Origin of the sequence: Pseudomonas sp. JAI115 (genome assembly GCF_014200835.1) — a bacterium.
GTDB classification, from domain to species: Bacteria; Pseudomonadota; Gammaproteobacteria; order Pseudomonadales; family Pseudomonadaceae; genus Aquipseudomonas; species Aquipseudomonas putida_A.
In genome coordinates, this window is sequence record NZ_JACHCY010000033.1 from 1 (window position 1) to 1,962 (window position 1,962).

The following is a 1,962-nucleotide window of genomic DNA, read 5'->3' on the forward strand; positions in this document are numbered from 1 at the left end:
GCTCACAGCTTCACCGCCATCGCGCTGTATGGCAGTGGGCAGGTGTCCGCGGCGTGGACGTTGACGGTGACGGCCAGTAACCCACCGACCATCACTCGTGCGGAGGACTCGAAAGGAGTTGAGATTCTCCCAGATGGCACGACCTTCGACACCACGGTCACGCTCAAAGGGAAAGGGGCTAACGGTCAGAAAGTCCTGATAAAGGACGGCACCACCGTTAGAGGTACGGCCGACGTCGATCCACAGAGTGGTGACTGGGAGTTCACTGTGACAGCGCTAAGCGTCGCTTCCCATCCCTTCACCGCCACCGCGCTGTATGGCGGTGGGGAGGTATCGAATCCACCGCGAATTGTAGTCGTGGCCAATCTCGTTAACCTCGTCGAAGACTTTATGTCATATCCGCCAGCCGTGATCCTCCAAAACCCGGGAGACTCCAGGCAGGGTAACAACACTACAATAACGGTTAATGAAGTCATCGGGGCGGGACCAAAACAGTATCATGCGATTATCTTATGGGGTGCTGAACCTCCGAGGTTCGCACGAACTAGTTCAAGTACCAATACTAGTCAAAACATACTTTCGTACTCCTTAGCGCTTAAACAAGGAGGTGCCAAGAGTGTGATAATAAACGGAAGATATAGTGGAACTAATGGAGTTGGCCGCATGAAACTTGAGTTTCGAAGGAAAAACATTGTGATCGACTCGACAGTGCTCTACGAGGGAACCAGCAGTGGCATTTGGACTCCGATTTATAGAGAACTTGCTCCAGCTAACAGCCAAGTTTTCGATACACTCAAGTTTGAGTTCACGAAGCTGAGTTCATTGGAAGGGCACGGTTTATTTGACATTTATACGGTAACTTTCAAAAGTTAGCAATTTGCTTTTCCTTCAACTTGCAGTGGAAGATGCAGCCTGATCCGATTGAAATTATGGGTCAGGTATCTCTTGCGGCACTTTGAAAGAACGACGATCTGTAGGAGCTGCCGAAGGTTTGACGTTCGAACAATCTTTTGATTTTGTTTTTAAAAGCAAGATCAAAAGATCGCAGCCTTCGGCAGCTCCTACAGGGGGACCGGGCAGTTAGTTCGGCACGCGGCGGCCGTCCAGTACCCGGTTGACCATCAGTTCACTGAGCATGATCACCTGATGCAGCATCAGCATGGCCCGGCGCTGTGGGTGGTCGACGGTGTCGCCGATGTCGCGGGCCATGTCGCTGGCGGCGGCTAACGATTCGCAGGCTTCGACGAGCAAGGTTTCTTCGTCCACGGTGGGGTCGATGAGGAAGATTCTGTTCGCCTTGCATGACGAGGTTGAAGGGATCGAGATCTTCAATGCGCCGGGGTTGAGGTAGAAGTTGATGGCGCGGTCGGTTGCCGCTTTTATCTTCTGCGGGTCGAGGGCTGGGTCGTACGGGATTGAGGTATCCGGGGGGTTGGGTGTGGCTTTGAACATGGATGAAACTCCGTATCGAGAAATAGGAGCCATCACCCTCGCTACCAAACGATGGGTGGCGGCCATGCGCGGGTTGGTAGACCGGTCGATACGGAACCCGGCGCTCACGAATGAGCCCCACGCATGTCCACCATAAAACTGAGCCCCAAAAAGAGGCTACATAAGGTGACGCCATACGACCGTACCGAAATGGGCTACCAAACCCGATCACTGTTTTCCAGTGACAGGGAAACGATAAGCCCAACGCATAGCCGTGTAAGCCGGCGGATTCTGGCGTACGCGTAGGTAACGGCGCAAGGCGTTGTAGCCGTTATGGCGTAACGGTTCGTGTATTTTAAACGTGATTGCAGGGGTGCGTTTATTGTGTGTGTGGAGAACCGGGATTGCTCCTGTAGTTTTGATGGTGCCTGGCAGGCCGCTTTCGCGAGCAGGCTCGCTTGTATGTTTAGACTTGAAGGGGTGGGCGGGACTACAGACTCGATTCTGACTCTGACCAGTACAGACCGTGGG

Annotated in this window: 2 protein-coding genes; one reads left to right on the forward strand and one right to left on the reverse strand. The window is 53.3% G+C overall.

The annotated features are described in order from the left end of the window. Window positions 1-873: Ig-like domain-containing protein (locus HDC30_RS28950; protein ID WP_221303538.1), on the forward strand; the 873-nt coding region annotated here is incomplete at its 5' end. Between the two features lie 207 nt (window positions 874-1,080). Here the strand turns inward: HDC30_RS28950 and HDC30_RS28955 are convergent. Then, window positions 1,081-1,452: a DUF6124 family protein gene (locus HDC30_RS28955; RefSeq protein ID WP_095138608.1), complete on the reverse strand. Its 372-nt coding sequence runs from the start codon at window positions 1,450-1,452 to the stop codon at window positions 1,081-1,083. Window positions 1,453-1,962: the final 510 nt, after the last annotated feature.